Annotated in this window: 33 protein-coding genes; 16 read left to right on the top strand and 17 right to left on the bottom strand. The window is 65.7% G+C overall.

Translation table 11 applies throughout. The features are described from left to right. Positions 1 to 7: 7 nt before the first annotated feature. Genes CI41S_RS33885 through fliL form a run of 4 tightly spaced genes read right to left on the bottom strand, consistent with a single transcriptional unit; the run spans position 8 to position 2,993 of the window. Complete coding sequence (locus tag CI41S_RS33885; RefSeq protein ID WP_139484882.1) at positions 8 to 820, bottom strand: MotE family protein; 813 nt, start codon at positions 818 to 820, stop codon at positions 8 to 10. Continuing rightward, positions 817 to 1,287: a DUF6468 domain-containing protein gene (locus CI41S_RS33880; protein WP_139484883.1), complete on the bottom strand. Its 471-nt coding sequence runs from the start codon at positions 1,285 to 1,287 to the stop codon at positions 817 to 819. Before CI41S_RS33880 ends, CI41S_RS33885 begins: the two co-directional genes overlap by 4 nt. Beyond that, positions 1,284 to 2,486: a flagellar motor switch protein FliM gene (fliM, locus tag CI41S_RS33875; RefSeq protein ID WP_139863367.1), complete on the bottom strand. Its 1,203-nt coding sequence runs from the start codon at positions 2,484 to 2,486 to the stop codon at positions 1,284 to 1,286. The genes CI41S_RS33880 and fliM overlap by 4 nt, the downstream gene beginning before the upstream one ends. A gap of 18 nt (positions 2,487 to 2,504) precedes the next feature. Continuing rightward, a complete protein-coding gene (gene fliL, locus CI41S_RS33870; protein ID WP_139484885.1) occupies positions 2,505 to 2,993 on the bottom strand; it encodes a flagellar basal body-associated protein FliL in 489 nt (162 codons plus the stop codon). 385 nt (positions 2,994 to 3,378) lie between these two features. On the opposite strand from fliL, the gene flgF reads away from it, so the two are divergent. The 10 genes from flgF to CI41S_RS33820 all read left to right on the top strand — a co-directional run bounded on the left by flgF (position 3,379) and on the right by CI41S_RS33820 (position 11,760). Continuing rightward, complete coding sequence (gene flgF / locus CI41S_RS33865; RefSeq protein ID WP_139863366.1) at positions 3,379 to 4,143, top strand: flagellar basal-body rod protein FlgF; 765 nt, start codon at positions 3,379 to 3,381, stop codon at positions 4,141 to 4,143. Positions 4,144 to 4,158: 15 nt separating this feature from the next. Further along, entirely contained in the window at positions 4,159 to 4,947 is a 789-nt protein-coding gene (gene flgG / locus CI41S_RS33860) for a flagellar basal-body rod protein FlgG (protein WP_139484887.1), read from the top strand. Between the two features lie 2 nt (positions 4,948 to 4,949). Further along, the gene (gene flgA, locus CI41S_RS33855; protein ID WP_139863365.1) at positions 4,950 to 6,005 is read left to right on the top strand and encodes a flagellar basal body P-ring formation chaperone FlgA; all 1,056 of its coding nucleotides are present in this window, start codon (positions 4,950 to 4,952) and stop codon (positions 6,003 to 6,005) included. A gap of 6 nt (positions 6,006 to 6,011) precedes the next feature. Continuing rightward, a complete protein-coding gene (gene flgH / locus CI41S_RS33850; protein ID WP_139863364.1) occupies positions 6,012 to 6,764 on the top strand; it encodes a flagellar basal body L-ring protein FlgH in 753 nt (250 codons plus the stop codon). A gap of 270 nt (positions 6,765 to 7,034) precedes the next feature. Further along, positions 7,035 to 7,466 (top strand): hypothetical protein, encoded by a 432-nt coding sequence (locus CI41S_RS33845; RefSeq protein WP_172628289.1) that lies wholly within the window; start codon positions 7,035 to 7,037, stop codon positions 7,464 to 7,466. A 96-nt stretch (positions 7,467 to 7,562) separates the two neighbouring features. Further along, a complete protein-coding gene (locus CI41S_RS33840) occupies positions 7,563 to 7,856 on the top strand; it encodes an antibiotic biosynthesis monooxygenase (RefSeq protein WP_139484891.1) in 294 nt (97 codons plus the stop codon). Between the two features lie 151 nt (positions 7,857 to 8,007). Continuing rightward, on the top strand, positions 8,008 to 8,352 hold the full coding sequence (locus CI41S_RS33835) for a hypothetical protein (RefSeq protein WP_139863362.1): 345 nt from the start codon (positions 8,008 to 8,010) through the stop codon (positions 8,350 to 8,352). 298 nt (positions 8,353 to 8,650) lie between these two features. Continuing rightward, on the top strand, positions 8,651 to 9,514 hold the full coding sequence (locus tag CI41S_RS33830; RefSeq protein ID WP_139863361.1) for a DUF427 domain-containing protein: 864 nt from the start codon (positions 8,651 to 8,653) through the stop codon (positions 9,512 to 9,514). An 18-nt stretch (positions 9,515 to 9,532) separates the two neighbouring features. After that, a complete protein-coding gene (locus CI41S_RS33825) occupies positions 9,533 to 11,290 on the top strand; it encodes an MOSC and FAD-binding oxidoreductase domain-containing protein (RefSeq protein WP_139863360.1) in 1,758 nt (585 codons plus the stop codon). 20 nt (positions 11,291 to 11,310) lie between these two features. After that, positions 11,311 to 11,760: a VOC family protein gene (locus tag CI41S_RS33820; RefSeq protein WP_210242726.1), complete on the top strand. Its 450-nt coding sequence runs from the start codon at positions 11,311 to 11,313 to the stop codon at positions 11,758 to 11,760. 105 nt (positions 11,761 to 11,865) lie between these two features. Here CI41S_RS33820 and CI41S_RS33815 read toward each other — a convergent pair whose 3' ends face one another. The 4 genes from CI41S_RS33815 to CI41S_RS33800 all read right to left on the bottom strand — a co-directional run bounded on the left by CI41S_RS33815 (position 11,866) and on the right by CI41S_RS33800 (position 13,504). Then, a complete protein-coding gene (locus CI41S_RS33815; RefSeq protein ID WP_139863359.1) occupies positions 11,866 to 12,297 on the bottom strand; it encodes a DUF1801 domain-containing protein in 432 nt (143 codons plus the stop codon). Positions 12,298 to 12,330: 33 nt separating this feature from the next. Then, positions 12,331 to 12,564 (bottom strand): hypothetical protein, encoded by a 234-nt coding sequence (locus tag CI41S_RS33810; RefSeq protein WP_139863358.1) that lies wholly within the window; start codon positions 12,562 to 12,564, stop codon positions 12,331 to 12,333. A 188-nt stretch (positions 12,565 to 12,752) separates the two neighbouring features. Further along, entirely contained in the window at positions 12,753 to 13,184 is a 432-nt protein-coding gene (locus CI41S_RS33805; RefSeq protein ID WP_139484897.1) for an SRPBCC family protein, read from the bottom strand. Beyond that, positions 13,181 to 13,504: an ArsR/SmtB family transcription factor gene (locus CI41S_RS33800; RefSeq protein WP_139863357.1), complete on the bottom strand. Its 324-nt coding sequence runs from the start codon at positions 13,502 to 13,504 to the stop codon at positions 13,181 to 13,183. The genes CI41S_RS33805 and CI41S_RS33800 overlap by 4 nt, the downstream gene beginning before the upstream one ends. Before the next feature lie 743 nt (positions 13,505 to 14,247). Between CI41S_RS33800 and CI41S_RS33795 the strand changes: the two genes are divergently transcribed. Further along, positions 14,248 to 14,979, top strand: a complete 732-nt coding sequence (locus CI41S_RS33795) for a carbonic anhydrase (RefSeq protein ID WP_139863356.1) — start codon at positions 14,248 to 14,250, stop codon at positions 14,977 to 14,979. Positions 14,980 to 15,090: 111 nt separating this feature from the next. Here CI41S_RS33795 and CI41S_RS33790 read toward each other — a convergent pair whose 3' ends face one another. The 5 genes from CI41S_RS33790 to CI41S_RS33770 all read right to left on the bottom strand — a co-directional run bounded on the left by CI41S_RS33790 (position 15,091) and on the right by CI41S_RS33770 (position 19,477). Then, complete coding sequence (locus CI41S_RS33790) at positions 15,091 to 15,876, bottom strand: 2-keto-4-pentenoate hydratase (protein ID WP_139484900.1); 786 nt, start codon at positions 15,874 to 15,876, stop codon at positions 15,091 to 15,093. Between the two features lie 87 nt (positions 15,877 to 15,963). Further along, positions 15,964 to 16,992: an SDR family oxidoreductase gene (locus tag CI41S_RS33785; RefSeq protein ID WP_139863355.1), complete on the bottom strand. Its 1,029-nt coding sequence runs from the start codon at positions 16,990 to 16,992 to the stop codon at positions 15,964 to 15,966. A gap of 249 nt (positions 16,993 to 17,241) precedes the next feature. Further along, on the bottom strand, positions 17,242 to 18,048 hold the full coding sequence (locus CI41S_RS33780) for a phytanoyl-CoA dioxygenase family protein (RefSeq protein WP_139863354.1): 807 nt from the start codon (positions 18,046 to 18,048) through the stop codon (positions 17,242 to 17,244). 241 nt (positions 18,049 to 18,289) lie between these two features. Continuing rightward, positions 18,290 to 18,655, bottom strand: coding sequence for an RNA polymerase-binding protein DksA (gene dksA, locus CI41S_RS33775; RefSeq protein WP_210242725.1), 366 nt, complete (start codon positions 18,653 to 18,655; stop codon positions 18,290 to 18,292). 210 nt (positions 18,656 to 18,865) lie between these two features. Continuing rightward, positions 18,866 to 19,477: an NAD(P)-dependent oxidoreductase gene (locus CI41S_RS33770; RefSeq protein WP_139863352.1), complete on the bottom strand. Its 612-nt coding sequence runs from the start codon at positions 19,475 to 19,477 to the stop codon at positions 18,866 to 18,868. Positions 19,478 to 19,581: 104 nt separating this feature from the next. Between CI41S_RS33770 and CI41S_RS33765 the strand changes: the two genes are divergently transcribed. Beyond that, a complete protein-coding gene (locus CI41S_RS33765) occupies positions 19,582 to 19,968 on the top strand; it encodes a winged helix-turn-helix transcriptional regulator (RefSeq protein WP_172627016.1) in 387 nt (128 codons plus the stop codon). A gap of 42 nt (positions 19,969 to 20,010) precedes the next feature. Here the strand turns inward: CI41S_RS33765 and CI41S_RS33760 are convergent, their stop codons facing one another. Further along, a complete protein-coding gene (locus CI41S_RS33760) occupies positions 20,011 to 20,424 on the bottom strand; it encodes a flagellar assembly protein FliX (RefSeq protein WP_139863351.1) in 414 nt (137 codons plus the stop codon). Positions 20,425 to 20,722: 298 nt separating this feature from the next. Between CI41S_RS33760 and CI41S_RS33755 the strand changes: the two genes are divergently transcribed. The 4 genes from CI41S_RS33755 to CI41S_RS33740 all read left to right on the top strand — a co-directional run bounded on the left by CI41S_RS33755 (position 20,723) and on the right by CI41S_RS33740 (position 23,243). Continuing rightward, positions 20,723 to 21,814, top strand: coding sequence for a flagellar basal body P-ring protein FlgI (locus tag CI41S_RS33755; protein WP_229177098.1), 1,092 nt, complete (start codon positions 20,723 to 20,725; stop codon positions 21,812 to 21,814). Then, positions 21,814 to 22,170, top strand: coding sequence for a flagellar assembly peptidoglycan hydrolase FlgJ (gene flgJ / locus CI41S_RS33750; RefSeq protein WP_139484907.1), 357 nt, complete (start codon positions 21,814 to 21,816; stop codon positions 22,168 to 22,170). Before CI41S_RS33755 ends, flgJ begins: the two co-directional genes overlap by 1 nt. A gap of 22 nt (positions 22,171 to 22,192) precedes the next feature. Then, complete coding sequence (locus CI41S_RS33745) at positions 22,193 to 22,690, top strand: hypothetical protein (RefSeq protein WP_139863350.1); 498 nt, start codon at positions 22,193 to 22,195, stop codon at positions 22,688 to 22,690. A gap of 160 nt (positions 22,691 to 22,850) precedes the next feature. Next, positions 22,851 to 23,243 (top strand): hypothetical protein, encoded by a 393-nt coding sequence (locus tag CI41S_RS33740; RefSeq protein ID WP_139863349.1) that lies wholly within the window; start codon positions 22,851 to 22,853, stop codon positions 23,241 to 23,243. Between the two features lie 10 nt (positions 23,244 to 23,253). On the opposite strand, the gene CI41S_RS33735 is transcribed toward CI41S_RS33740, so the two are convergent. From CI41S_RS33735 to CI41S_RS33725, 3 genes are all read right to left on the bottom strand, one after another. Further along, a complete protein-coding gene (locus CI41S_RS33735; RefSeq protein ID WP_139863348.1) occupies positions 23,254 to 23,619 on the bottom strand; it encodes a hypothetical protein in 366 nt (121 codons plus the stop codon). Between the two features lie 28 nt (positions 23,620 to 23,647). Then, complete coding sequence (gene flaF, locus CI41S_RS33730) at positions 23,648 to 24,013, bottom strand: flagellar biosynthesis regulator FlaF (RefSeq protein ID WP_139484911.1); 366 nt, start codon at positions 24,011 to 24,013, stop codon at positions 23,648 to 23,650. Between the two features lie 197 nt (positions 24,014 to 24,210). Next, positions 24,211 to 25,380: a flagellin N-terminal helical domain-containing protein gene (locus CI41S_RS33725; RefSeq protein ID WP_139484912.1), complete on the bottom strand. Its 1,170-nt coding sequence runs from the start codon at positions 25,378 to 25,380 to the stop codon at positions 24,211 to 24,213. Between the last annotated feature and the right edge of the window lie 47 nt (positions 25,381 to 25,427).

The following is a 25,427-nucleotide window of genomic DNA, read 5'->3' as shown; positions in this document are numbered from 1 at the left end:
CGCCCCCTCAATTGGTCTTCGGCGCCAGCATCTTGCCTTCGATCTTCGGGAGTTCTTCCGTCGAGGCCGACTTGTCGCCGCTGGCTCTGCGGGCGAGTTCGACGGTGAGGCGTTCGGCGGCCTCGGGCTGCATCAGGCCGAGGATGTCGGACATCTTGCGCGGCTGGATCTGCGAGGCGATCTGGTAGAGCACGTTCATTTCCAGCCGGTCGAACACCTTTGCGGCGTCCTTCGGCTTCATGTTCTCGTACATGGTGACGATGCCCTTGAAGCGCGCGGCCTCGGCCGCGGCCTTTTCCGCCGCCTCGGCACTCGCCTTGGCGTCGTTGGCCTTGGCCTCCTCGACCTTGGCCTCGATGCGCTTCTCGGCGGCCTTCAGCAGGCCCTCGCGGATATCGACTTCGCGGGCACGCTGCTCGAGCTCCTGGCGGCGCGCCTGCAGCCGTTCCAGGATCGCGCGTTCGGATGCCGACACCGGCGGCGGCTGGTTCAGGTTGACCACGACACCGTCGGGCTTGGGCGGCTCGGCGGCCGGCGCAGCCGGCTGCGGCGCCTCCTCCTTCTTCGCTTCCTTTTTCTCGACCGACCCGGTGATGTCGGCGGGATCGCCCTTGAACTTGCTATCGGCAGCGACCCTGCCGGCGCCAGGGAAGTTGAAGTTCTGCTGCGCCCAGGATGGCTGGGCGGGCCCGGCCGGCCGGGCATCGTCGGCAAACACGTAGCCGCCATCGAGCACGAGGCCGGCGATCTTCAGCACCATCAGGCCGAAGACAGCGACCAGCACCACAGGCATCACTCTGATGTCACGAAACGACTTCATGCAGCGAGGCCGCCGGCCCTCCTGCGCTCGGTGAAGGCTTCAGCCGCGGCAGCAACCGCGCGCGCCGCCGAGAGCCTGGGCGCCGCGACCGCCGGTGCGGCGACCGGCGCAGGCGCTGATGCCGGCGCGGGGTCCGCGGGCCGTGCCGCTTGCGCGATCTTGGACAGGCGGCGCACCACATTGTCGCCCTCGGCGAGCTGGTTGCGCAGCAGCGCCGACATTTGCGTCGCCGCGTCGAGCTGGTTGCCGAGGTTCTCGTTGACGTCGCGCACGGCGTGCTTCAGCCCGCCGATCGCGCGCTCGGCGATCTCGGTTGCGGTGATCAGCTCCGCGATCGTCGCCTTCAGCGAATGCTCGTCCGCCTTCAGCCGCTGCAGGCGCTTGTTGAGCAGCCAGCAATAGCCGATCGTCAGCATCAGCAACACGGCCACCAGACTCTCGATTGCTAATCCAAGCACATGACTCATGGTGCCTCCATCATTTTGGTCCGCTCGTCCGCCTGCTCGAACATTGCGAAGGTGGTTTGGGGTTTACGCAAATTCTTGGTGACGCGGATCGCGACGCGGTCGCCGACGCGGCCCATCCGCCCCTCGGTCAGGGTGACGTTGCCGCAGCGCACCGAGACCAGCGCGTCGGAACGGATGTCGAGCGGCAGGGTGTCGCCGACCTTCAGCTTCATCAGTTCCTTGAGCGGAATGTCGGCCTCGTAGAGCACGGCGTCGACCGCGATTTCGGCCTGCGCCACCTCGGTGGCGAAATGGCCTTCCCAGATCGGGTCGCGGCCGAATTTTTCGCCCATGAACATCTGCAACAGCACGTTGCGGATCGGTTCGATGGTCGCATAAGGCAGCAGCAATTCGACATTGCCGCCGCGGTCTTCCATGTCGATACGCAGCCGCACCAGGATCGCGGCATTGGCGGGGCGGCTGATCGCGGCGAAGCGCGGGTTGGTCTCCAGCCGGTCGATCGAGAACGTCACCTGCGACAGCGGGCGAAACGCCTGCTCGGCGTCGGCCAGCACCACCTCGACTAGCCGCTTGACGAGATTGGTCTCGATCGTGGTGTAGGGCCGGCCCTCGATCCGCAGCTGGGTCTGGCCACGGCGGCCGCCGAGCAGCACGTCGATCATCGAATAGATCAGGCTGGAGTCGACGGTGGCGAGGCCAAAGTTCTCCCACTCCTCCGCCTTGAACACCGACAGCACCGCCGGCAGCGGGATCGAGTTCATGTAGTCGCCGAACCGCACCGAGGTGATGCGGTCGAGCGAGACTTCGACGTTGTCGGAGGTGAAGTTGCGCAGGCTCGTGGTCATCAACCGCACCAGGCGGTCGAACACGATTTCGAGCATCGGCAGACGCTCGTAGGACACCATCGCGGAATCGATGATGGCGCGGATGCCGGAGTGATCGTCGAGGCTGACATCGCCGACGGTGAAGCCGAGGAGATTGTCGATCTCCTCCTGCGACAGCACGCGCTCGCCATTGTTGTTCTTGCCGCCGAAGTCGCGGCTGCCGTCCTCGACCATGGCGGCCCATTGCAGCGCCATGCTCTCGGTGAGTTCGTTCTTGGCGGCCTCCGCGGCGGCGGCGGCCGGATCCTCGGAATCGAGCGAGGCCTCCCACTGCGCGGCAATGGCGTCCTGGTCCATCTGGTCGTTGCCGGCCATGGCTTTACATCCACCCCGTCACTGGATCACGACTTCCTTGAACAGCACCGCGTTCACCTGGTTGGGCGCCAGCGCCAGATTGACGCGCTTGGTCAGCTCTTCCTTGAGACGGAACAGGCCGGCGGAGCCGTTGAGGTCGCTCGGGCGCAGCTCGCGCATATAGGTCTGGAACAGGTCGGTGACGCGCGGCAGCGCCGGCTTGATCGCCTCGACCTGCTTCTCCTCCTTGACCTCGAGCACCAGCTTCAGCTTCAGATACTGCACGCGCTCGCCGGGGGCGCCGACCAGGTTGACCAGCATGTCCGGCACGTCGACGAAGGACGGCGGCTTCGGCGGCGGCGCTTCGGCGTGCTGCTCCTCGCCGTGGCCGCGCATGAAGAAGAACCAGCCCGCAGCGCCCCCGCCGACCACGACGAGGAAGCCGACGACGGCAATGATCAGCTTGAGCTTGCCCTTCTTCGGAGCGGCCGCGCCCTCGCCGCCTTCCGTCTTGTCCTCGTCCGCCATCGTCCGCTCGCTTCATCCGAAGGATGCGAACGCGATTTGCCCCAGCCTTGGCAGGAAGACGCGATACAAATGCCGCCGGCGCACACGCGCCCCAATGCCGTCAACGCTAGGGTAACAATGGTTAACGGAAGCTTAGGATTTAGCTTCGACTAGGAAAAAACTGCCGGGCAAACATGGTCAACAAGACCTTTCTGCCGCCCCGCGCCGGGCCCGGACGGAGACCTAACACATTGAAGTAAAGCCATATTTCAAGTTGGCACGGCTTTCGCTGAGAGGACGGCGTGACCTCGCGCGCTTGGGAGAGCCTGCGAGGTGACGACAGGTCCGAAGTTTAAGGTTTGGGAGAACCTGACGCATCGGATCGCCTCACAGGGGAGAACCGCCGATGCAGAATACGCTTCTGGTCGGACTATCGAAGCAGGTGGTGCTGGAACGGCAGATGGATGTCGTTGCCAACAACCTCGCCAACATGAACACCAACGGCTACAAGGCCGACCGGTCGCTGTTCGAGGAATATCTGCGCTCGAACGCGCACGAGGACAATTTCGCGTCGTCCGACCGCCGCGTCTCCTTCGTGCAGGACCGCGCCACCTTCCACGACTTCGCGCAGGGCCCGACCGAGGAAACCAAGAACCCGCTCGACGTCGCGATCGACGGCAAGGCCTTCCTGGTGGTGCAGACGCCGGCCGGCGAGCGCTACACGCGCGACGGCAATCTGCAGATCAACAACCGCGGCCAACTCGTCAACGCCGCGGGCTATCAGGTGCTCGGCACCGCCGGGCCGATCACCTTCCAGCAGACCGACCACGACGTCGCGATCGCCCCCGACGGCAACATCACCGTGCTCGAGGGCACCTCCCGGCTCGACTCGATCCGCGGCAAGCTGCGCCTGGTCTCGTTCGCGCAGGCCCAGAGCCTGCTGAAGGACGGCTCCAACCTCTACTCGGCGGGCGAAGGCGCGGCGCCGCTGGCCGACACCAAGTCGGTGATCCGCCAGGGCTTCATCGAGAAGTCGAACGTCAATTCCGTCACCGAAATGAGCCGCATGATCGAGATCACGCGGACCTACACCCAAATTGCCTCGCTGCTGCAGCAGCAGAGCGACCTGCACAAATCGGCGATCGAGAAGCTCGCCGACGTGCCGGCCTGATCGGGAGACTGACCGATGCGCGCACTCTACACCGCTGCGACCGGAATGGCGGCACAGGAACTCAGCGTTCAGGTGATCTCCAACAACATCGCGAACCTGCGCACCACCGGCTACAAGAAGCAGCGCGCCGCGTTCCAGGACCTGATCTACGACCATGTGCGCCGGGTCGGCGCCCAGGCCTCGGACCAGAACACCATCCTGCCGATGGGCATCGACCTCGGCGGCGGCGTCAAGACCGTCGGCACGCCGCGCATGATGACCCAGGGCACGCTGTCGCCGACCGGCAACGATCTCGACATCGCGATCCGCGGCGAAGGCTTCTTCAAGATCCTGATGCCGGACGGCACCTTCACCTACACCCGCGACGGTTCGTTCCAGATGGACAACCAGGGCCGCATCGTCAACGCGCAGGGCAATCTGCTGCAGCCGACCATCACGATCCCGCAGAACGCCTCCGGCCTCACCATCAACGCGCAGGGCCAGGTCTCGGTGACGCTGCCGGGCCAGACCGCATCGACCAATATCGGCCAGATCGGCCTGACCCGCTTCATCAACAAGGCCGGCCTGATGCCGATCGGCGACAATCTGTTCCAGGAGACGCCGGCCTCGGGCCAGCCGCAGGACGGCATCGCCAACACCGACGGCTATGGCGACATGCAGCAGAGCAACCTCGAACAGGCCAATGTCGAAGTGGTCTCGGAAATCTCCGACCTGATCGCGGCGCAGCGCGCTTACGAGATGAACTCGAAGGTGATCTCGGCGGCCGACCAGATGATGCAGTCCACCGCCAACCTGTTCCGCTGAGGATGATGCCGATGATCGCCCGCTCACTCCGCATCGCCGCCGCCCTGCTCGCGCTCGCCGCCGCACCGGCCGCCGCACAAAGCGGCGGCGCGGCCATCGCGGTGCCGACGCTGCGCGCCAGCGTCACGGTCGCGGACGACATCGTGCGGGTCGGCGACCTCATCGACAATGCCGGTGCCGCCGGCAGCATCGCGATCTACCGCGCCCCCGATCTCGGCACCACCGGCACGCTGCCGGTCGCGCAGGTGCTGAGCACGCTGCGCGCCCGCCAGGTGATCGGCGTCGACACCCGCGATCTCAAGGAGATCACGGTGACGCGGCTGGCGCGCACCATCGATACCAAAGAGATCGAGCAGCAGGTGACGCGGGCGCTGGAGAACCGCCATGGTCTCGGCCGGGCCGGCAACATTGCGGTGACGTTCGACCGCGATCCCGGCGACATCAGGCTCGAGGCCACCAATTCCGGCGCGATGCAGCCGGTCGCGGTGCGCTACGAGCCGCGCTCCACGCGCTTCGACGTCACCTTCGAGATTACCAATGAGGCCGGCAGCGCGCCGACCAAGCTGCGCTTCACCGGGACAGCGATCGAGACCATCGAGGCCGCCGTGCTGACGCGCAATGTCGAGCGCGGCGACGTGCTGAAGGCCTCCGACGTGTCGGTCGAGCGCCGTCCGAAAGCCGATGTCGGCAACGACGCGGCGGTGCGCGACGCCACCGTCGGCATGCAGGTGCGCCGCGCGCTGCGCGCCGGTCAGGCGCTGCGCGTCGCCGATCTGGCGAAGCCCGATCTCGTCACCCGCGACCAGAGCGTGACGCTGATCTACCGCGCCGACGGCCTCTACCTCACGATCCGCGGCAAGGCGATGGATGGCGGCGCCGAGGGCGACGTCGTCAGCGTGATGAATCTGCAGTCCAAGCGCGTCGTCTCCGGCGTCGTCACCGGACGCGCCGAGGTTTCGATCGCGGTCGCGAACCCGCGGCCCGCGCCGACCTCCGATGCCACCGAACCCAATTCCGCCCCCGTCAAGCTGAGTTCAGTCGCTCCAAACGCCGAGTAAAAGTTCATGTCCCAGTACCGTAACAACCGCCTTACCCTGGCCGGTGCGCTGCTCGCACTCGGGACGGTCGCCAGCGGCTGTTCGTCGATCGACCGCCTGTCGCAGATCGGCGAGCAGCCAAAGCTGTCGTCGATCGACAATCCGACCACCCAGCCCGGCTACAAGCCGGTGCAGATGCCGATGCCGAAGCCCGAGGTCGCCTCCTACAGCCCGAACTCGCTGTGGCGCAACGGCTCCCGCGCCTTCTTCAAGGACCAGCGCGCCGCCCGCGTCGGCGACATCCTCACCATCTCGGTGAACTTCACCGACAAGGCGGCGATCGCCAACGAGACCCAGCGCAGCCGCACCAATTCGGAAGATTCCGGCGTCACCAATTTCCTGGGTTCGCAGACCATCACGCAGGCCAACAAGATCCTGCCCGGCCGTATCCTCACCGCGGATTCCACGGCGTCCAGCGACGGCAAGGGCTCGGTGAACCGCCAGGAAGCGCTGCAGACCAACGTCGCCGCCGTCGTCACCCAGGTGCTGCCGAACGGCAACCTCGTGGTCGAGGGCAAGCAGGAGATCCGCGTCAACTTCGAGATCCGCGAGCTGGTGGTGGCCGGTATCGTGCGCCCGGAGGACATCCAGAGCGACAACACCATCGACTCCTCGAAGATCGCGCAGGCCCGCATCGCCTATGGCGGCCGCGGCCAGATCACCGACGTGCAACAGCCGCGCTACGGTCAGCAGGTGCTGGACGTGCTGCTGCCGTTCTAGTCAACTGTCCAAGAGCTCCCACATCTCGTCGCGAACCTAGGCGCGGCGCGATGTACCAACACGGCCTCCGTTAGCTCCCCTGACGGAGGCCGTGGCATTTTGTGACAGTTGCGTGCGCGTGCGATCGGCCCGGCGCCAGCCCGTTACCGCCTCGCGCAAGTTGTGCGATCGGCTTCCCGGTTCGTTAACCGTCGCAGCAACGCATAGTAGCAGCCGCCACGCTTGCAACGTAGGGAGAGGACAACGCAGGGTTTGCAGTTCGTGACTTCCATGCAACGAGACGGTCAATATGCGGCCTGGTTCCGGACGCCGCGCGGCGAAGGCACCGGAATAGTCTATCTCGCAAACGGCAGGATCTCCGGCGGCGACTGCATGTTCGTCTATGGCGGCAGCTACGAGCTCGACCAGGACCGCTTCACGGCGACCTTGACGACGCGCCGATACGCCGACGGCCCGACCACCGTGTTCGGCTGCGACGAGATCGAGGCGCAGATCACCGGCACGTTCAACGGCAAGCGCGCGGTGTGCACGGGGACGGCCAGGCAGGCGCCGGGCGTGCCGTTCGAGGCGACGCTGTTCCTGCAGGAGCAGGAGGCGGAGCCCACACCCAGCCGCAAATCCACGGCCGCGCCTGCCGATCCGGCGAGGCTGGCCAAACTCCCCAAGCGCCGCCCGGCGTTCGTGGCCAAGCGTTTCGGCTGAGCCGGCGCGATGCCGATGGCGTCGCCGCCCGCACCGGCGTAGCATCTGTGCCTGCGCGAAGCGCAGCCCGATCGATACAGCCGGAAGGAGCAGCCAATGTATGCCGCCATCCGTCAGGCCAAGGCGAAGACTGGCACCGCCGAAGAACTCGCGCGCCGGATCAAGGACGGCGCGATCCCGATCATCAGCGACGTCGAAGGTTTTATGGCCTATTACGTGGTCTATGCCGGCGACGACACGGTGACCGCGATCAGCGTCTTCAACAACTACGCCGGCGCCGAGGAAGCCAACCGCCGCGCGCTGGCCTGGATCGACGACAATCTCGGTCCATTGCTGGTCGGACAGGCCACCGCAGTTGCGGGCCCTGTGATCGTGCACACCAAGGCGTAGTCGCCCGCGCGCGGCAAACTTCACCCGGCAGAAGCTGCCTGCCGCGCGCTGAACACGCGCGCGGAGCGTCGCGATGTGTTTGAAATTGCAGCAGCCAGCCGATGGCATGCGATTTGCCCCGCCATTGCAGCATTTGCAATGGGGGAAGCGCGTGCAGACGACGTCGATCTCGGCCTACGGCTCGCTCGTGGCCAGCATGAAGAGCGGATCGTTGAAGAAACCGCAGGACGCCAACGCCGGCGCGTCGGGCCAGGCCGCCTCGGGCGGTCTCGCCGGCGACAGCGTCGAGCAGCAGTTTCTCAAATTCGCGCAGATGAGCCCGATGGACCGCATGCGCGCCAACATCCTCAAGAGCATGGGCCTGACCGAGGAAGACCTGAAGAACATGACGCCGGAACAGCAGAAGGCGGTCGAACAGAAGATCAAGGACCTGATCGAGCAGGAATTCCAGAAGAACGCCGGCAAGACCGGCCAGGCGGTCGACATCTCGGCGTAGTCCATCGCCGCACATGACGGCGATCCAGCCACTGTTCCGCATAACCGGATACTCACCGCTGTAACCGGGTCTGTCGGCCGTTCTGTGGATCGCCACCGTGGACGATTTCATCAACTGCGCGAACTTGCCGGCAATCCCGGATATTGAACGCTGATCCTGACGCGCATATGCACGGCGGCGAGGCGTGCCGCCGCACGCGGCCAGCCCGAAAGTCGCCATCCTTGTCGCGGAGGCTCACGGCTGCATCCGCGTTGCGGCATTGGCCGGTCTCTATCACCCGAGCAATGGGAGGAGAGCAATGGGATTGTCCTGGCAACAAGGTCCGCTCGCGACCGGCGCTATCGGCCGGTTCCTCGTGCCCGAACCACTGCCCAAGCGATTGCTTTATGTCGAGCGGCTGCGCCGGCGGATGCGGGTGCGCTTCGGCGGTGCCTTTATCGCCGACAGCGAAAACGTGCTGCTGCTGTTCGAGCCGGCCCGCTACCCGGTCGCCTACTTCCCGGAGGCCGACATTGCGCCGGGCGTGCTGGAGCGCGCCGAGCAAATTACGCAACACGCCGATCTCGGTCCCACCTCCTGGTACAGCGTCCGCGCCGATGCGCAGCACGTCGCGGCGCGCGGCGCCTGGCAGCACACCGGCCTGCCGGCCCACGCCAGCGATCTGCAGGGGCGCATCGCCTTTGCCTGGCGCCTGATGGATGCGTTCTATGAGGAAGACGAGCGGATCGTCGGCCACGCCGCCGATCCCTATCACCGCATCGATATTCGCCAGGCTTCGCGCAATCTCGTGGTCCGTCACGGCGACCGCGTCGTCGCCGACACCAAACGGCCGCTGGTGCTCTACGAGTCGGGCTTCGCGCCGCGCTGGTACGTTCCGCGCGACGACATCGACGAAGCCGCGCTCACGCCGGTCAAGCTGCAGACCTTCTGTCCGTACAAAGGGCTGTGCAGCTACTTCTCGATCGGCGACGCGCGCCAGGCGGCCTGGTCGTATCCCGATCCCTATCCCGAGGTGCACCGCATCGCGGGCCTGGTGTCGTTCGAGCCCGACATCGTCACGGTCCATCTCGACGGCGTTCAGCTGCGTCTCGAGCCGGGCCAGTCGGTGGTGCCGCACGGTCCCGACCGCAACCTCGATGTCGAAGAGTTCGCCCGCGCGTAAGGAAAAGCGGAGCCGGACATGGCGCGCCTGCTGTCGGTGAATGTCGGACTGCCGCGCGACATTGCGTGGAAGGGCCGCACGGTGCACACCGGGATCTGGAAGGATCCGGTGGCCGGCCGCTGCAAGGTCGGCCGGCTCAACCTCGCCGGTGACGGCCAGGGCGACCTCGCCGGTCACGGCGGCGAGATGCGCGCCGTGTTCGTCTACCAGATCGAATCCTATCGCCACTGGCAGGATCAGTTGCAGCGGACCGATTTCGTCCACGGCCAGTTCGGTGAAAACTTCACCATCGAAGGCTTGCCGGACGATGCCGTGTGCATCGGCGACCGCTACCGGATCGGCAGCGCGCTGTTCGAGGTCACGCAGCCGCGCGTGACCTGTTATCGCGTCGGCATTCGCGTCGGCGAGCCGCGGATGCCGGCCCTGCTGACGGCGAGCGGACGGCCCGGCTTCTACTTCCGCGTCCTCGCCGAGGGCGAGGTCGGCGCCGGCGATGAGATCGTCAAGGTCGGCGAAGCGGACAAGCGCATGACCGTCGCCGAGATCAACGCCCTGCTCTACTCGTCGGAGCATCCGCGCGATCGCCTGGAGCGCGCGCTGCGCATCGCTGCGCTGTCGCCGGGATGGCGCTGGTCGTTCGAGGCCCTGCTGAAGGGACAGGCAACCGGCACCGGCGGCAATGCCGGGCTCGCGCCGGCCTCGGCCGCGCATCCAGTTGCACCGGGATTTCGCCCGCTTGCGATTGCCGCGATCGAACAGGAATCCGCCGACGTGCTCTCGCTGACGATGCGCGATCCGGACGGCCGGAAGCTGCCGCCGGCGCTGCCCGGCCAGTACATCGTGCTGCGGCTGCGGCCGGCCGGCGATCGGCCGCTGCTGCGCAGCTACTCGCTGTCCGGTCCGCCGTCGACCGAGCAGCACCGCATCAGCGTCAAGATCGAGCCGGATGGCGCCGCCGGAAACTATCTGCGCGACCACATCAGGGTCGGCGATCTCATCGACGTCAGCGCGCCGCGCGGCAGCTTCATCCTGCAATCCGGCGAACATCCGGTGGTGCTGCTCAGTGCCGGGATCGGCGCGACGCCGGTGCTGGCGATGCTGTCGGCGCTGGCAGCGGCGCGCGCGCCGCGAAAGACCCTGTGGCTGCATGCGGCGCGCGACCGGCAGCACCATCCCTTTGCCGCCGAGGTCCGCCGCCTGATGGGCGCGCTGCCGCAAGCGCGCAGCTACGTCTGCTACAGCCGGCCGGACGCGCAAGACAAGCTCGGCGAGGATTTTGATGCGGCCGGCCATCTGTCGCGTGCGGTGTTCGATGCGATCGGCCTGCCGCGCGACGCCGACGTCTACATCTGCGGACCCAACCGCTTCATGGCCGACATGAAAACGGCGCTGGCCGCCTATGGCGTGGCGCCGGAGCGGCAGCATCTCGAGATCTTCAACGGCGGCGAGGCGCTCAATCCCGGCATCGTCGGGTCGGCACCGCGCGCGCCGCATCCGCCCGCGGAGGATGCAGGCACCGGCCCGATGGTCTCGTTCGCGCGCAGCGGCGTCGCCGCGCACTGGAACGCGTCGGCCTATCAAAGCATTCTGGAGCTCGCCGAAGCCTGCGACGTGCCGGTGCGCTGGTCGTGCCGGACCGGCGTCTGCCACAACTGCGAAAGCGGCCTGATCTCAGGCGCGGTCGCCTATGGCCCGCAGCCGCTCGACATGCCGCCCGACGGCAACCTTCTGATCTGCTGCGCGCAGCCGACGGGCGACGTCGTCATCGATCTCTGAATTCGGAGCACGCAAGCGCCATGACCGAAACCAGCACGGCGATGAAATTCGCGGTCGAAGTGGTCATCCTCCCGGTGAGCGACGTCGATCGCGCACTGCGCTTCTATGTCGATCAGGTCGGCTTCGCCCTCGACGTCGACTACGCACCGAACGCCGCCTTCCGCGTCGTGCAGCTCACGCCGCCGGGCTCGAGCTGCTCGATCCAGATCGGCAAAGGCATCACCACGGCGCCAGCCGGATCGGTGCGCAACATCCATATCGTCGTGACCGACCTCGAGGCCGCGTGCAACCGGCTGCGCGAATGCGGCGTCGCCGTCGCCGACATCAGGCACAAGACCCCGATCGACGCCTGGGACGGCAGCTTCGCGCCCGGCCTCGATCCAGCCCGCAAGGACTACGCCAGCTTCGCCGGGTTCTCCGATCCGGACGGCAACAGTTTTGTGCTGCAGGAGCGCGGCTATCGGAAGTGAAGCCGTAGCCCGCATGAGCGGAGCGATATGCGGGACCTTCGCATGTCAGGATATCGCTCCGCTCATCCGGGCTACGATCATTGCCGAGCATCGCGCGCATGCATCTCACGCCTTCTTGCTCTTCTTCGCCGGCGCGCGCGCCGTGGCTGTCTTCTTGGCCGTCTTCGCCGGCTTCTTCTTCGCCTGGTTGAACGCGATCGCGGCGCGAATCATGGCCTTCAGCGCCCGCTCGTTGACCTTGTCGCCCTCGAACAGATCGATCGCGCGCCGCTCATTGCCTTCGAACCCCGTGTTGAACAGTTTGTCGGGGTCCGGCAGCTTGGCGCCGTACATGAAGGTCAGCTTGACCTTGCCCTTGTGGGCATTGCCGACCGCGATGATGCCGTCGCGCTCCCACACCGGGCTGCCCATCCACTTCCATTCCTCTGTTATCTCGGGATCGGCGGCAAGGATGCTCTTGCGCAGGCTGGCCAGCGTCTGGCCGCGCCAGTCGGCGATATCGGCGATCATTTGGTCGATGCGTTGCGATGGAGTCATGGCGGCCTCGTGGTCTCATTCGGCCGCATGCAATCACATCCGGGATGCCGCGGTCGAGCCCTGACGCATCCGCCGCGGCGCCAGATAGGGCAACGCGAACAGATAGAGGCCGGTGAGCAGCAGCAGGATCAGCGGGAACAACGCCAGCAGGCCGATCCAGACCGCCTGTTGCTGCTGCATCATCGCGACCATGTTGACGATGACGGCCAGCGTGAAGGCGATCGACGTCCAGCGGTGAAACTGCCGGATCCAGCTATTCCAGTTCATTGAGATCTCCTGTTGAGACGCTATCAAAAATGCGAGGCCGTCATTGCGAGGCGCGTAGCGACGAAGCAATCCATGCTTCCGCATATGCTGCACGATGGATTGCTTCGCGGAGTCTGTCATCGGGCGGCGCTTCGCGCCGACCCGTTGGCTCGCAATGACGGGGATGGTGCTGCGCTACGCCGCGCGGCTCACCCCTCGCGCACCAGCAGCTGATCGAGCTTGTCGAAAAACTGCTTCCACCCGGCGTGGGCGCCGCCATAGGCCTGCTTCTGGTGCGGCTGGAAGCCGGCCTGCTCGACGCGCAGATGCGTGCCGGTGGCGGTCGGCGTCAGCGTGAAGGTCACGACGCTCTCGAGGTTGAAGGCGGCATCGTCATGCGCGAAATTCCAGGTGTAGGACAGCGTCCGGTTCGGCTCGACGGTCAGCACCTTGCAGTCCAGCACGCCGCCCCACTCGCCGCGCAGATTGAAGCTGTGCCCGACCACGGGCTTGAAGTCGTTCTTCATCAGCCACTCCTCGATCAGATGCGGTTGGGTCAGCGCGCGCCAGAGCTTTTCCGGCGGATGCGGAAATTCGCGCTCGACAATCGCGGAACGTGTTTCGGTCGCTTGCATGATCATTGGTCCATTCGCTTGAGGAGATCTTCGAGGTGGTCGAACCGGTTCTGCCAGAAGCCGGCCATCCGGCTGGTCCAGTCGATCAGCGGCGCCAGCGCGCCGAGCTGTGCGCTGTAATGGGTCTGGCGGCCCTGGTGACGGTCGCGCACCAGCCCGGCCTGCTTCAGCACGCCAAGATGTTTTGACACCGCCGGCTGCGAGATCTTGGCGTGGGCCGTCAGGGCCCCGACGGTCTGCTCGCCGTCGCGGCACAAACGCTCGAAGATGGCGCGCCGGGTCGGATCGGCGAGCGTTCGAAACAGCATGTCGTGGGCGGCGTTCATGTCGAATTGATAACCCGTTGGCTATAGGTTTAATTCATAACCGTAGAGTTATGGGTGTGTCAAGCTCCGAACTTGAAACTATTTGGCGGATCGATCGCTGCTGTTCCTGCAGCGTCGTCCCTACCGAGCGCGCGGTGCCGGCTGCGACAAACTGACCCGACGGGCAACTCACGCCAAAAAACCTGTCAATCCCCGCGCGCAAAAATATTTCGCTTTATCCGAAGAGCAACTCAGGTGTATGGTCCGCCCGTCTCACCCGATCGAGGGGCGCTTCGCGAGTCGTCACAAGTGTTGCGGTGAGATGCGGTGGACGCCTGGCGTGTAACTGACGAGAGCACGCAAGGCGGACGGTGAAGTCGTGCAGGCCTGACGCCCTAGTGGCAGGTGTCCTCTCGCAAAACGCGAACGCGTTTTTGCGAAAGCGGTGACAAAAAAGCCCAGTCTCGCCGGGGAGAGCACGTATAAGCCGTAACCCATCGCGCAGGGAAAGCCGGGTTGTTTCCGGTTACACCTGTGGTCCTACCCCGGTGCTTTTTGTTGCACCGGGCCCATGGGTGCGAACCGGCACCCGGCTTTCCCTGCGCCCTCTGCGAAAGCGGAGGGTCAATCGACACAAAAGCTCGGGCGCGTTGCGCCGCGAGAATACAATTTTACGTCGTGTTGTCATTGCTCGTTGTTCCCTCCGTACTACTATTGCGTCCTCACCATTGTGCCCGCCGATTCTTGCTCACGGAGAATGTTTCATGTGCCAGCTTTGCGACGTCGCCCATTTTGCCCGCTCCTCCCGGCGCCGCTTCATGATCGGCGCGGGCGGCCTTGCCGCCAGCCTCGCACTCGGGGCACAGGCCTTCGCCAAGGAAACCAAACCGCCGCCGAAGCCGCAGAACGTGCTGTCGCCGGATGCGGCGCTGGACCGGCTGATCAAGGGCAATGCCCGCTATGTCGACGGCGTGTCGCGCCGGCATGACTTCAAGCACGAGCGCGAGGCGCTGGTCGGCGGGCAAAATCCGTTCGCCGGCATCCTGAGCTGCGCGGACTCGCGGATTGCGCCGGAATATGCCTTCGACAGCGGCCGCGGCGACCTGTTCGTCTGCCGCGTCGCCGGCAATTTCGCCAGCGACGAGACCATTGCGAGCCTGGAATACGCGGTCGCCGTGCTCAACGTGCCGCTGTTCATGGTGCTCGGCCATGAGAGCTGCGGCGCGGTCGACGCCACCATCAAGTCGCTGAAGGACGGCACCACCCTGCCCGGCCATCTGCCCTCGCTGGTCAGCGCGCTCGCGCCGGCGGTGAAGGCGAGCCAAGGCAAGTCCGGCGACCTCCTGGCCAACGCGACCCGGCAGAACGTCATCGACAACATCGGCAAGCTGAAATCGGCGACGCCGATCCTGAGCGCCGCGGTCGATCAGGGCAAGCTCAAGGTCGTCGGCGGCATCTACCGCCTCGGCGACGGCAAGGTCGAGATGGTGGTGTGAATCGTTCGGTAGCCGCCGTCATTGCGAGGAGCGACGCGACGAAGCAATCCATCTTTACCGACGCGGAGAGGTGGATTGCTTCGCTTCGGTCGCAATGACGGCGAGACAACGCTACGTAAACGTCGCCTCGACCTTGCCGAGCCCGTCGAGCTCCATCAGGACGCTGTCGCCGGCCTTCAGCCACACCGTCTTGATCAGGCTGCCGGTCAGCACGATCTGGCCGGCATGCAGGCCGCGGCCCTCGGCGGCGAGATGATTGGCGAGCCAGGCCAGCGCATTGTGCGGATGGCCGAGCACGTCGGCGCCGGTACCGCGGCTCTCCTCCTTGCCGTTGATGATCGCGCGGCCGGTGACACGCAGCAGGTCGGGCGCGGTGTTGCGCGGCACCGCCTCGCCGAGCACGCAGCCGGCGGCGAAGAAGTCGTCGGCGATCAGCGTCGGCGCGCCCAGCGTCTCCCATTTGACGTAGCGGTCGTCGACGATCTCGATCGCGGGATAGTAGGCCTCGATCGCCTCGCCGACCCATTCGGCGGTGAACGGCGCTTCGCTGGCGGCGAGATTGCGCGCCAGCCGCACCGCGATCTCGCACTCGACGCCGACATGGACGTAGTCCGCCGCGGCGAGTTGCACGCCACTGTCATGCACGACCTTCTCGAACACGCCGCCGCCGCAGGGATGGTCGATGCCGATATATTCCTGCATCACCGCGCTGGTGCAGCCGATCTTGTAGCCGACGAGGCTGCCGACCTGGGCTTGCAGCAGATCGTGCAGCGCGCGCTGCACCTGATAGCCCTCGGCCTCGTCGCGCGGCACGGCGTCTTTGGCGAGCGCCTTCAACGGCGCTCGGCTACGGCGTGCGCTGGCGATCGCCTTTGCGGCGGCCAGGATCCTCTCCATCGGCGCAGCCTCCTTGTGCTTCCGTTTGCCCGGGGCACCTCAGCACTCGCCAACGCCGCTGGCAAGCGCGCCGGATGGCGCGGCAAGTCAAGTCTTAACCAAGTTGAGCCTGATCAGGCTCTCGGCGGTCGCGACGATCATCTCCTCATTGCCGCGCGGACGCCAGCCGAGCAGGTTCTGCGCCTTGGCGCTGGTGGAACGGCGCACCTTGCCGAGCAGCGGCAGGGTCGCGCGCGCCACCGGGTTGCGCAGCGCGGCGATCCGGATCAGCCAGTCCGGCGCCTGGAACCGCGGCACCCGCCGCGCTTTGCTGCCGAGCTTGGCGCGCAGCACGCGGCCGATTTCGAGCATCGACATGGTCTCGCCGGCGACCGCGACGAAGCGCTCGCCGCTCGCCCTGGGCGAGGTCATCGCGCGCAGATGCAGGTCGGCGACGTCGCGCACGTCGACCAGGCCGAAATGGATCCGCGGCACCGCCGGCACCGCGCCGTCGAGCAGCGCCTTGACGATGCCGATCGACTGCGAGAAGTCCGCACCCAGCGCCGGGCCGAGCACGGCGGTCGGATTGACCACGGCAAGCTCGAGGCCACCTCCCTCGCGCGCGACAAAATCCCAGGCGGCGCGTTCGGCCAGCGTCTTGGATTTCGGGTAGGCCTGGACATCGCTGTCATCGATGTTGGACCAGATCGTCTCGTCGAACGGCGTCGCGCGCGGCGGATGGCCATAACCGATCGCCGCGAACGACGACGTCAGCACGACGCGCTTGACGCCGGCGTCGCGCGCCGCGCGCAGCACCCGCAAGGTTCCTTCACGCGCCGGGATGATCAGCTCGTTTTCATCGTCGGGCACGCGATCAATCAGTGGCGAGGCCACATGCAGCACGTAATCGCACCCGGCCGCCGCTTCGCGCCAGCCGTCGTCGCGCAAGAGATCGGCGGCGACGAAGCCGACTGTGTCGGGCGCGTCAGCGCCGCCCTCGCGCAGCATCGCGATGACGTCAGCAGCCCGATCGATGTTGCGCACCGTAGTCCGCACCGCGTGGCCGGAGGCAAGCAGCTGCAGAATGGTGTGCACGCCGATGAAGCCGGAGCCGCCCGTGACCAGAACCGTGCTCATGGTGTCAGCTCACTCCATCGTCGCGAATGGTTGCGGCATCGGCACTGCACTCCCTCTCCCGCTTGCGGGGGAGGTCGGGGTGGGGGTGTCTCCACGAGTCACGTCGTGGAAAGAGCCCCCACCCGGATCGCATCTTCGATGCGACATAGCCGAAGCTTTGCTTCGGCGTCACTTAGAGACGGCCGCCGAAGGCGGCCTATGCCTCCCCCGCAAGCGGGAGAGGCGGAGCCAGTTCGTGGAAGTGCCGCCTCACCTCATTCCAAGCGCATTCCGGATCGCGATCTCGACCGGCGAGTACGCGCCGTCGCCGCGCTCGAGCCGGTACGGCTCGCCGGCGCCGAGCGCCGGCTGGGCCATGAAGCGCGGCGTGCTTCCCCGATGCTTCTGCGCCGCATGGATGAGGAAAGGATGACACAGATACACCGTGCCCGCCTGCCCCGTCGCCAGCGCGACCTCGCAATCGGCGCCGACCTCGTCCAGCACCATGCGGGCCCGTCCGGCCTCGCCGGCCGGCGCGAGGTAGCGGGCCATCGGAGCATGCGAGCCGATCCTGATCCGGGTCGGCGCATCGTCCACGCCGACGTCGGAGAACAGGAACAGCATCAGCAGCGCCCGGCCGCGCGAGACGATGTTGACCCGCCAGGCCGAAAAATCGAGCCGCTCATTCGGGTCGCAATCGTCGCCGGGAAAGCTGACATCGACATGCCAGCCGGCATCGCCGGGATCGCCCGGATGCGGAAAGCGCACCGGAAAGGTTCCGATGTGGTCCCGCGGAAGCCAGCGGCCCGGACCTGCGATCTGGTCGAAGGCCCGGTGCAGCAGCGGCGTGTTGATCACCTGCCGGAACGGCTCCCCGCCATATCCCGGCAGCCGGATCACCGGCCGCGTCCAAGTCGCCGGATCGTGCTCGCTGCACGGCAGATCGCGCCACATGATGGCGCGGCCCTGGTCGGCAAGCTCGCGGGGAAAGGCGTTGTCGATCCTGACAAAGCCCTGCGCGATGAATTGCTCGATTTGCGCGTCGTCAAGCGCACGCGCGTCGTGTCGATGGGTCATGATTGGCTCTCAAACTGCCGCCAGCCTTCAGTGGTCCGCGTTGCGCGGAACCCGGCCGGCTCATTCGGTTCACTGGAGTTCCGCGAAGCGCGATGCCCCGCGGAGTGGATCAGCGCTTCCCCAAAGGAAGCGGAATCAGCCCAGGAAGAAGACCGAGGCGATGTTGAGAGTACGTGTCATCATGGCGGCGCGACCCTACAGGCGGTGCGCGCCGGAGGCAATGCGTGGCGATCCGCCGCCACTATTCGTCGCGATAGACCTTCTCGCGCTTCTCGTGGCGTTCCTGCGCCTCGACCGACAGCGTCGCGATCGGGCGGGCTTCGAGCCGCTTCAACGAGATCGGCTCCCCGGTCTCTTCGCAATAGCCGTAGGTGTTGTCCTCGATGCGCTGCAGCGCCGCGTCGATCTTGGAGATCAGCTTGCGCTGACGATCCCTCGCACGGAGCTCGATCGCGCGATCGGTCTCCGAGGAGGCGCGGTCGGCGAGATCGGGATGATTGACGTTCTCTTCCTGCAGCGTTTGCAGCGTGACTTTCGATTCGCGGAGGATCTCGTCCTTCCAGGACAGCAGCTTGGCGCGGAAATATTCGCGCTGCCGCTCATTCATGAAAGGCTCTTTTTCAGTCGGCCGGTAGTTCTTCAGCTTTTCCAAAGGCAGCCATGTCCCTGTCTGGCGGTGGGAACAGGACCCCTCCGCGCGGCGCCTTATATAGCCACGACATGTGACAGACAATATCTGCCACCAGCAATAGCGGGCTGCCCCCAAGGCCTTGCACAGGCAAACTTATCCGGCCCGGCCGGAGGCAGCCCGGCGGCCTCAATAACCGACCGTAAAGCGCCGGCGCAGGTGCGCCGGACGCTCGATTTCGTCGGCGAGTGCAACTGCGAAATCCTCGAACGAGATCCAGCTTTTTCCGTCCGTCCCGGTCAGCAGCTGGTCGGTCCCGAGGCGGAACTTGCCGGTCCGCTCCCCGGCCACGAACAGCGCCGAGGGCGACAGGAAGGTCCAGTTCAGCTCCTTCTCCTGGCGCAGCAGGTCGAGGAAGTCGGCCCCTTTCTGGGCCTCGGCCTTGTATTGGGGCGGAAAGCCTGGGGTTGTCACCAGGCGGACGCCGGGCGCCACTTCGAGGCTGCCGGCCCCGCCGACCACGAGGTAGCGGCCGACCTTGGACTGTTTGGCCGCCCCGATCAGCTTGGCCGGGTCGCTATCCAGGAAGTGGATCGAGCTGATCGCAGCATCATGGCCGGCCCACAGCGCAGTGAGGCCAGCCTGGTCGTTCACGTCACCCCTGACGGCGGTGACGTTGGGCAGTGCAGCGATCTTCTCCGGGTTGCGGGCGATGGCGGTGACGGTATGGCCGCGGCGGGCCAGTTCCGCGGTGAGGCGCGAGCCGGCCTGGCCGGACGCGCCGGCGATGGCGATCTTCATCTCAAGTCTCCGATGGATGGTTTCCAATGGTGACTAGATAGCGAAACGGATGTAGGTGTGAAGAACGCACTTTTGCCTCACCTGATTACGCCGGAGTGACCGCGATGAAAGCCTCGCACCTGAAACCGGACGCCTATGCCGCCGGCTGCCCGACCCGCCAGATCCTCGACCGGATCGGCGACAAATGGGCCGTGCTGATCCTGTTGCTGCTGCGCGGCGAGCCCATGCGCTTCAATCAGTTACGGCGCGCAATTGAAGGAATCTCGCAGAAGATGCTGTCGCAAGTTCTCAAAAGCCTTGAACGCGACGGGCTGCTCCGCCGCCGTGCGATTGCGACGGTTCCGGTGACGGTGGAGTATTCGATCACGCCGCTGGGACTGACGCTCGCCGAGGCGGTCGATCCGCTGCGCGACTGGGCCGAACAGAATTTGAAGGAGGTGCTGGCGGCACAGCGCCGCTACGACGCGCAGCGCAAGGCGCTGGCGGCCTGAGCTACTTGCGGCCTGAGGTGAGCTAGCGAAATGCCAGAGGGATCAGAATTGCCCGGCCTTGGCGAGCTCGACCTCGACGCGCAGCTCGATCTCGCCGAGCACGGCATCGAGGCCGGGGTCGCCGGAAGATTCCTTCAGGCTCGCCGCGGCGCTGCGCAGTCGGTTCACGGTCGAGGCATCGAAATTGCCGGAGAGCAGTCCGAGCTTGAGATCGTCGAGCACGTCGAGCGCACCCCGGCCGCGAGCCACCGAGCGCTTGCGGCGTTCGGTCGGGTCTTCGACGCCCTGCAGCGCGAGCAGCCCGTCAATGCCGGCCGCGGCCTTCGGTGCGGCGGTGGAACGGACCTCCTCCTGCGCCGACGTGGTGTCGGGCAGCGAGAAGCCGCCCGACGAGGTGCGGCGCGTGGCGCTGGTGGGCGCGCCAAGTGTGGTGCCGTTCGGTCCGTAAATGCGCATCGCCATGATCCCGCGGGCCTGAGTGCCGCAAGCTTCGCCGCCTTATGGTTAACGGCGCGTAAACGACCCGGCAATTTCTGCCGCCGCGCGGCAGTTTCGCGCGGGGTGGCGAACCGGAGCAAAACGGCGCGCCGACAATTTCGATAAAGCTATCAACACATTGCGCCGGAGAAACCCGCTGGCACGAGGCTCGCATGGTTAATTGCGGATCGCCGTCATGGGAGCGTCGCGCGATCCACGAGTTAAGTTTGAGGGGAGCATCGGGATGCCCGGCATCCGCACCGCAAGACACTTCGTCATGACCTGCGCCGCGCTGCTGGCGCTGGCGGCATCGGTCATGCCCGCTGCGGCGACGTCGCGGATCAAGGACCTCGCCAATATCGAGGGCGTGCGCCAGAACCAGCTGATCGGCTACGGCCTCGTGGTCGGCCTCAACGGCACCGGCGACACCCTGAACAACATCCCCTTCACCAAGCAGTCGCTGCAGGCGATGCTTGAACGCATGGGTGTCAACATCCGCGGCGCCACCATCCGCACCGGCAACGTCGCCGCGGTGATGGTGACCGGCAATCTGCCGGCCTTCGGCACCCAGGGCACGCGGATGGACGTCACCGTCTCGGCGCTCGGCGACGCCAAGGATCTGCGCGGCGGCACCCTGCTCGTCACCCCCCTGCTCGGCGCCGACGGCAACGTTTACGCCGTGGCGCAGGGCACGCTGGCGATCTCGGGCTTCAATGCCGAGGGCGAAGCGGCAAAAATCGTGCGCGGCGTGCCGACCGTCGGCCGCATCGCCAACGGCGCCATCATCGAGCGCGAGATCGAGTTCGCGCTCAACCGCCTGCCCAACGTCCGCCTCGCGCTGCGCAACGCCGACTTCACGACGGCCAAGCGGATCGCCGCCGCAGTGAACGACTATCTCGGCGTCAAGACAGCCGAGCCGCTCGATCCCTCCACCGTGCAGCTTTCGATCCCACCGGAGTTCAAGGGCAACGTCGTCGCCTTCCTGACCGAGATCGAGCAGCTGCAGGTCGACCCTGATCTCGCGGCCAAGATCGTGATCGACGAGCGTTCCGGCATCATCGTGATGGGCCGCGACGTTCGCGTCGCCACCGTCGCGGTGGCGCAGGGCAACCTCACCGTCACGATCTCGGAGAGCCCGCAGGTCAGCCAGCCCAATCCGCTGTCGCGCGGCCGCACCGTGGTGACGCCGCGTAGCAGCGTTCAGGTCACCGAGGACGGCAAGAAATTCGCGGTGGTCCGCAACGGCGTGTCGCTGCAGCAGCTGGTCGACGGCCTCAATGGCCTCGGCATCGGACCGCGCGATCTGATCAGCATCCTGCAGGCGATCAAGGCTGCCGGCGCGATCGAAGCCGACATCGAGGTGATGTGATGGCAAGCCTGATCAACTCCACCGCGGGCAGCATGCCGAACAAGGCCTTGATGCCGATGTTCAACGGCCGCCCCGATCCGGTGCTGCAGGAGGCGCTGCAGAAGGTGTCGCCGCAGGCGCAGGCCAAGGCCAAGGCGACCGCGACCGATTTCGAATCGATGTTCCTGAACACGATGTTCTCGCAGATGACGACCGGGCTGAAGGGCGACGGCCCGTTCGGCGACACCGTCGGCACCGGCCCGTGGCGATCGATGCTGACCGACCAGTATGCGAAGAATTTTGCCAAGTCCGGCGGCGTCGGCATTTCCAATGAAGTGTTCCGCTCGCTGATCCTGCAGCAAGCGAACAAGAGCTAATTCGGTCTCGAGGAGCAGCGCGATGAACCAGCGTCCCCAGCAGCGGTCCGCCTCCGCCCCCGCCGCGCGGCCGGCACATCCGACGCCGCCCGACGTCGCGCGGCTCGCCAACGAGCTGACGGAGGTGATGAGCGCGCTGCTCGCCGTGGTCGAGCAGGAAACCGAGTTCGTGCGCGCCGGCAAGATCCGCGAGGCGATCCGGCTCGAGACCGAGAAGTCGGAGCTGTCGCGGCGCTACATGCTCGCGGTCGAGCATCTGAAATCGATGCAGAAGATGCTGACGCAGACCGATCCCGAATTGCTGGCGACGCTGCGGCGCCATCACGACACCTTCCGCGCCATGCTGCAGGTCAATCTGACGGTGCTTGCGACCGCGCATGCGGTGTCCGAAGGCATCGTGCGCGGCGTCAACGCCGAGGTGCAGCGCCGCAACATCCCGAACACCTACACCGCGAACGGCCAGCGTGCCGCGCCCGGTCCGCGCAACATGCGGCCGATCGCCGTCAGCCGCTCGCTCTGAGGCGATCGCCTACAATTTTCATCAATTCGCCGCGCCCAGGTCAGCGCGGCGTTCAGCGTGTTCTCTAACAGCCTGTTGAGAGGTTCCCCGTAGAGTTGCGGAACAGGAGGGGTTGGGATTTGACTCAAGCAAACTAGTGCTTTCGCACTATGAGGCTGCCATGAGTACGGATTTCAACATCAAGCCGGTGGGGGCACCGGTTGCGGCGCCGATACTCCCGCCCGCGAGCGAGACGGCGCAGAAGGCAGTTCCGACCGAGCTGCCGGCGAGCCAGAGCGTCACCGCTCCGGAGCCGGTCACGCGCGTCACCATCGATCCGAACGCAGTCAATGCGTCGCTGTCCAATCAGGCTGCATCCGCGTCAGTCACCAACCAGGTCATCATCGACCGCGATGCCCGCGCCGTGGTCTACCAGGTGGTCGACAATCGCACCAATCTGGTGGTGAAGCAGTATCCGGAAGAAGCGGTGCTGCGCCGCCGCGCCTATTTCCACGCCCTCGACCTCAGCAAGGATGCGCCGACGCGGCTGCGTGCCACTGACCGCCGCGCCTGAGCGGAAGCTCTCAGGTCTTCTGCGTGGCGTAGGCCTTGTCGAGGTAGGTCGATCCGGTGGCGGGATCGGTGACGACATTGGCGATCAGCGCCGTGCCCTTCTGCACCAGCGAGAATTTGGTATCGCCGATCCGGAACGCGCTGTCCTTGATCAGCACGTCCTGATACTTGCTGGTCCCGTCGCTCTGGTAGTGCACCTTGGCGCGGAAGCCGTCGACATTCGACACGGTGACATTGAACGACTTGTTGTTGGCGTACTTGCCGCTCCAGCTACCCTCGTAGAGCGTCGGATCGACCGCAACATAGGGCGTCTTGGACGGAACCGACAGCCCCACCGCCTTGTAGTTGGCCGACAGGATGCTCATCAGGTCGGCCATGCCGGAGGCTCCGCCGAAAAACGATCGATCAGGCGCGGCCGGACAGGCCGGCGGCGAGATTGCAGTTGATGTCGATCAGCGACTTCAGCTTCGCTGGATCGGGATTCATCTGGATGTCGACGGTCTGCTTCATGACGAAGACGCCGATATTGGCGATGTTCTGCCGGACCTCGAGCGGCTGCGGATTGTCGTCGCCCTGCGCTGCGCTGAGGAAGATCGACCACAGGCGGCGGTTGAACAGCAGTGCCTGATCCAGTGCCTTGTCGGCACCGTTCCAATTGGTCTGGACTTCCTGCAGCTGCCGGGCGGCCTTTAACAGAGCCTGCGCTTCGATTTCACGGGGCGACGCCGTCACGGTGGACGTGCGTGCGTAGGCCTGGGCTGCATTCGACATTCAATGACCTCGATGGGAAGCGGATTTCTCGAGCCGCGGGGACGCAATTCTAGCGCCCGATATTTATGCATCCGGCGCCTTTAAATATGGTTAGCAGCCGTTACGAAATGCGTCCTTCTCGCGGCACCGTAGTTTAGCTGGAGCAAACAAAAACGGCGGGGTTTCCCCCGCCGTTTCGAAGCCATCCGGCACCGCGCTTAGCGGAGCAGCTGCAGCACGCTCTGCTGGCTCTGGTTGGCCAACGCCAGCGCGGACACCGCGATCGACTGGCGGGTCGACAGCGCCTGGCTGTTGGCCGCTTCCTCGTTGGTGTCGGCCAGCGTCAGGTTGGACGAGCCGGTCTGCAGCACGTTGATCAGGTTCTTCGAGAAGTCCTGACGGATCTGCACGATCGACAGGTTCGAGCCCAGCGTCGAGGCCTGGCTGCGCAATGCAGAGCTCGCCGAACTCAACGTCGAGATCACCTTGTTCGCCGAGTTGTTGTCGAGGAAGTCGGTGCCCGCGGTCAGCGCATTGAGGCCGAGGCCGGCGGCATCGAACTTGACGCCGGTGATCGAGAGCGTCGACTTGCCGGTCTCGTTGAAGGTCAGCTTCAAGCTGTCGCCGCTCAACAGGTTGACGCCGTTGAACGATGCATCCTGCGCCGTCGTCGTGATCTGCGCGATGGTGTTGTTGTACTGCGCCACCAGCGCGGCACGGGCCGACTGCGAGGCCGCATCAGCAACCGGAGCCGTGCCCGCCGCACCAAACGTGGCGGTGCCGCCGCCGGTGTTGGTGAAGGTCACCGCTCCGATGGTCGAGGACGCCGCATCGTTCGTCGTGGTGATGACGAGCTTGTTCGAGCTGTCGAGGGTCGCCGACAGGTTGCTGGCCGAAAGCGCCGTGTTCAATTGCGCCAGCGACGTGCTGGCACCGAACGTGAAGCTGAAGGCAGGCTGGCCGGCCGAGGCCGCGATCGCCAGCACGTCACCGCTCTTGATGGTGGTGCCGTCGACCAGGTTCGTCGCCGTTCCGCCAAGCGCCGCCACCGAGCTGACGCTCGAGCGGGCGGAGTAGCCGGTCGGGCTCTGCAGCACCTGGTTGGCGATCGACTTCGCGGTATCGACCAGCTTCTGCAGCGAGGTGATGCCGGTGTTGGCAGCCTGCAGCACCTGCACACCGTTGCCGATGCCGTCGAGCAGGTTGTTGATGTCGCTGGCGCGGTTGTCCAGCGATTGCGCGGTGAAGAAGTTGGTCGGGTTGTCGAGCGCCGTGTTGACCTTCTTGCCGGTGGCAAGGCGGTTCTGCGTGGTGGAGAGCAGATCGGCGGTGGACTGGAGGGAGAGCAGGTTCTGACGAACCGAGGCGGAGAGGACGATATCGGACATTTTCATACCTTTCTGGTGTGAAACTGAGGGAAAAAGCCGCTCCAATC

It is taken from the genome of Bradyrhizobium ivorense (assembly GCF_900696085.1).
In the GTDB taxonomy this organism is placed as follows: Bacteria; Pseudomonadota; Alphaproteobacteria; order Rhizobiales; family Xanthobacteraceae; genus Bradyrhizobium; species Bradyrhizobium ivorense.
Note: the sequence above shows the minus strand (reverse complement) of the source record. Positions and strands in the feature narration are given on the sequence as shown.

What these genes read in the sequence shown, in the direction of transcription:
- CI41S_RS33815 (WP_139863359.1), bottom strand. Translation starts at nt 12,297, where the DNA reads ATGACTCCATCGCAACGCATCGACCAAATGATCGCCGATATCGCCGAC.
- CI41S_RS33760 (WP_139863351.1), bottom strand. Translation starts at nt 20,424, where the DNA reads ATGCGCATTTACGGACCGAACGGCACCACACTTGGCGCGCCCACCAGC.
- flgF (WP_139863366.1), top strand. Translation starts at nt 3,379, where the DNA reads ATGCAGAATACGCTTCTGGTCGGACTATCGAAGCAGGTGGTGCTGGAA.
- dksA (WP_210242725.1), bottom strand. Translation starts at nt 18,655, where the DNA reads ATGAATGAGCGGCAGCGCGAATATTTCCGCGCCAAGCTGCTGTCCTGG.
- CI41S_RS33885 (WP_139484882.1), bottom strand. Translation starts at nt 820, where the DNA reads ATGAAGTCGTTTCGTGACATCAGAGTGATGCCTGTGGTGCTGGTCGCT.
- flaF (WP_139484911.1), bottom strand. Translation starts at nt 24,013, where the DNA reads ATGTCGAATGCAGCCCAGGCCTACGCACGCACGTCCACCGTGACGGCG.
- CI41S_RS33795 (WP_139863356.1), top strand. Translation starts at nt 14,248, where the DNA reads ATGTGCCAGCTTTGCGACGTCGCCCATTTTGCCCGCTCCTCCCGGCGC.
- flgA (WP_139863365.1), top strand. Translation starts at nt 4,950, where the DNA reads ATGATGCCGATGATCGCCCGCTCACTCCGCATCGCCGCCGCCCTGCTC.
- CI41S_RS33845 (WP_172628289.1), top strand. Translation starts at nt 7,035, where the DNA reads ATGCAACGAGACGGTCAATATGCGGCCTGGTTCCGGACGCCGCGCGGC.
- CI41S_RS33785 (WP_139863355.1), bottom strand. Translation starts at nt 16,992, where the DNA reads ATGAGCACGGTTCTGGTCACGGGCGGCTCCGGCTTCATCGGCGTGCAC.
- CI41S_RS33805 (WP_139484897.1), bottom strand. Translation starts at nt 13,184, where the DNA reads ATGATCATGCAAGCGACCGAAACACGTTCCGCGATTGTCGAGCGCGAA.
- fliM (WP_139863367.1), bottom strand. Translation starts at nt 2,486, where the DNA reads ATGGCCGGCAACGACCAGATGGACCAGGACGCCATTGCCGCGCAGTGG.
- flgG (WP_139484887.1), top strand. Translation starts at nt 4,159, where the DNA reads ATGCGCGCACTCTACACCGCTGCGACCGGAATGGCGGCACAGGAACTC.
- CI41S_RS33745 (WP_139863350.1), top strand. Translation starts at nt 22,193, where the DNA reads ATGAACCAGCGTCCCCAGCAGCGGTCCGCCTCCGCCCCCGCCGCGCGG.
- CI41S_RS33830 (WP_139863361.1), top strand. Translation starts at nt 8,651, where the DNA reads ATGGGATTGTCCTGGCAACAAGGTCCGCTCGCGACCGGCGCTATCGGC.
- flgJ (WP_139484907.1), top strand. Translation starts at nt 21,814, where the DNA reads ATGGCAAGCCTGATCAACTCCACCGCGGGCAGCATGCCGAACAAGGCC.
- flgH (WP_139863364.1), top strand. Translation starts at nt 6,012, where the DNA reads ATGTCCCAGTACCGTAACAACCGCCTTACCCTGGCCGGTGCGCTGCTC.
- CI41S_RS33765 (WP_172627016.1), top strand. Translation starts at nt 19,582, where the DNA reads ATGAAAGCCTCGCACCTGAAACCGGACGCCTATGCCGCCGGCTGCCCG.
- CI41S_RS33880 (WP_139484883.1), bottom strand. Translation starts at nt 1,287, where the DNA reads ATGAGTCATGTGCTTGGATTAGCAATCGAGAGTCTGGTGGCCGTGTTG.
- CI41S_RS33725 (WP_139484912.1), bottom strand. Translation starts at nt 25,380, where the DNA reads ATGTCCGATATCGTCCTCTCCGCCTCGGTTCGTCAGAACCTGCTCTCC.
- CI41S_RS33735 (WP_139863348.1), bottom strand. Translation starts at nt 23,619, where the DNA reads ATGGCCGACCTGATGAGCATCCTGTCGGCCAACTACAAGGCGGTGGGG.
- CI41S_RS33810 (WP_139863358.1), bottom strand. Translation starts at nt 12,564, where the DNA reads ATGAACTGGAATAGCTGGATCCGGCAGTTTCACCGCTGGACGTCGATC.
- CI41S_RS33825 (WP_139863360.1), top strand. Translation starts at nt 9,533, where the DNA reads ATGGCGCGCCTGCTGTCGGTGAATGTCGGACTGCCGCGCGACATTGCG.
- CI41S_RS33780 (WP_139863354.1), bottom strand. Translation starts at nt 18,048, where the DNA reads ATGACCCATCGACACGACGCGCGTGCGCTTGACGACGCGCAAATCGAG.
- CI41S_RS33820 (WP_210242726.1), top strand. Translation starts at nt 11,311, where the DNA reads ATGACCGAAACCAGCACGGCGATGAAATTCGCGGTCGAAGTGGTCATC.
- CI41S_RS33840 (WP_139484891.1), top strand. Translation starts at nt 7,563, where the DNA reads ATGTATGCCGCCATCCGTCAGGCCAAGGCGAAGACTGGCACCGCCGAA.
- fliL (WP_139484885.1), bottom strand. Translation starts at nt 2,993, where the DNA reads ATGGCGGACGAGGACAAGACGGAAGGCGGCGAGGGCGCGGCCGCTCCG.
- CI41S_RS33755 (WP_229177098.1), top strand. Translation starts at nt 20,723, where the DNA reads ATGACCTGCGCCGCGCTGCTGGCGCTGGCGGCATCGGTCATGCCCGCT.
- CI41S_RS33790 (WP_139484900.1), bottom strand. Translation starts at nt 15,876, where the DNA reads ATGGAGAGGATCCTGGCCGCCGCAAAGGCGATCGCCAGCGCACGCCGT.
- CI41S_RS33770 (WP_139863352.1), bottom strand. Translation starts at nt 19,477, where the DNA reads ATGAAGATCGCCATCGCCGGCGCGTCCGGCCAGGCCGGCTCGCGCCTC.
- CI41S_RS33800 (WP_139863357.1), bottom strand. Translation starts at nt 13,504, where the DNA reads ATGAACGCCGCCCACGACATGCTGTTTCGAACGCTCGCCGATCCGACC.
- CI41S_RS33740 (WP_139863349.1), top strand. Translation starts at nt 22,851, where the DNA reads ATGAGTACGGATTTCAACATCAAGCCGGTGGGGGCACCGGTTGCGGCG.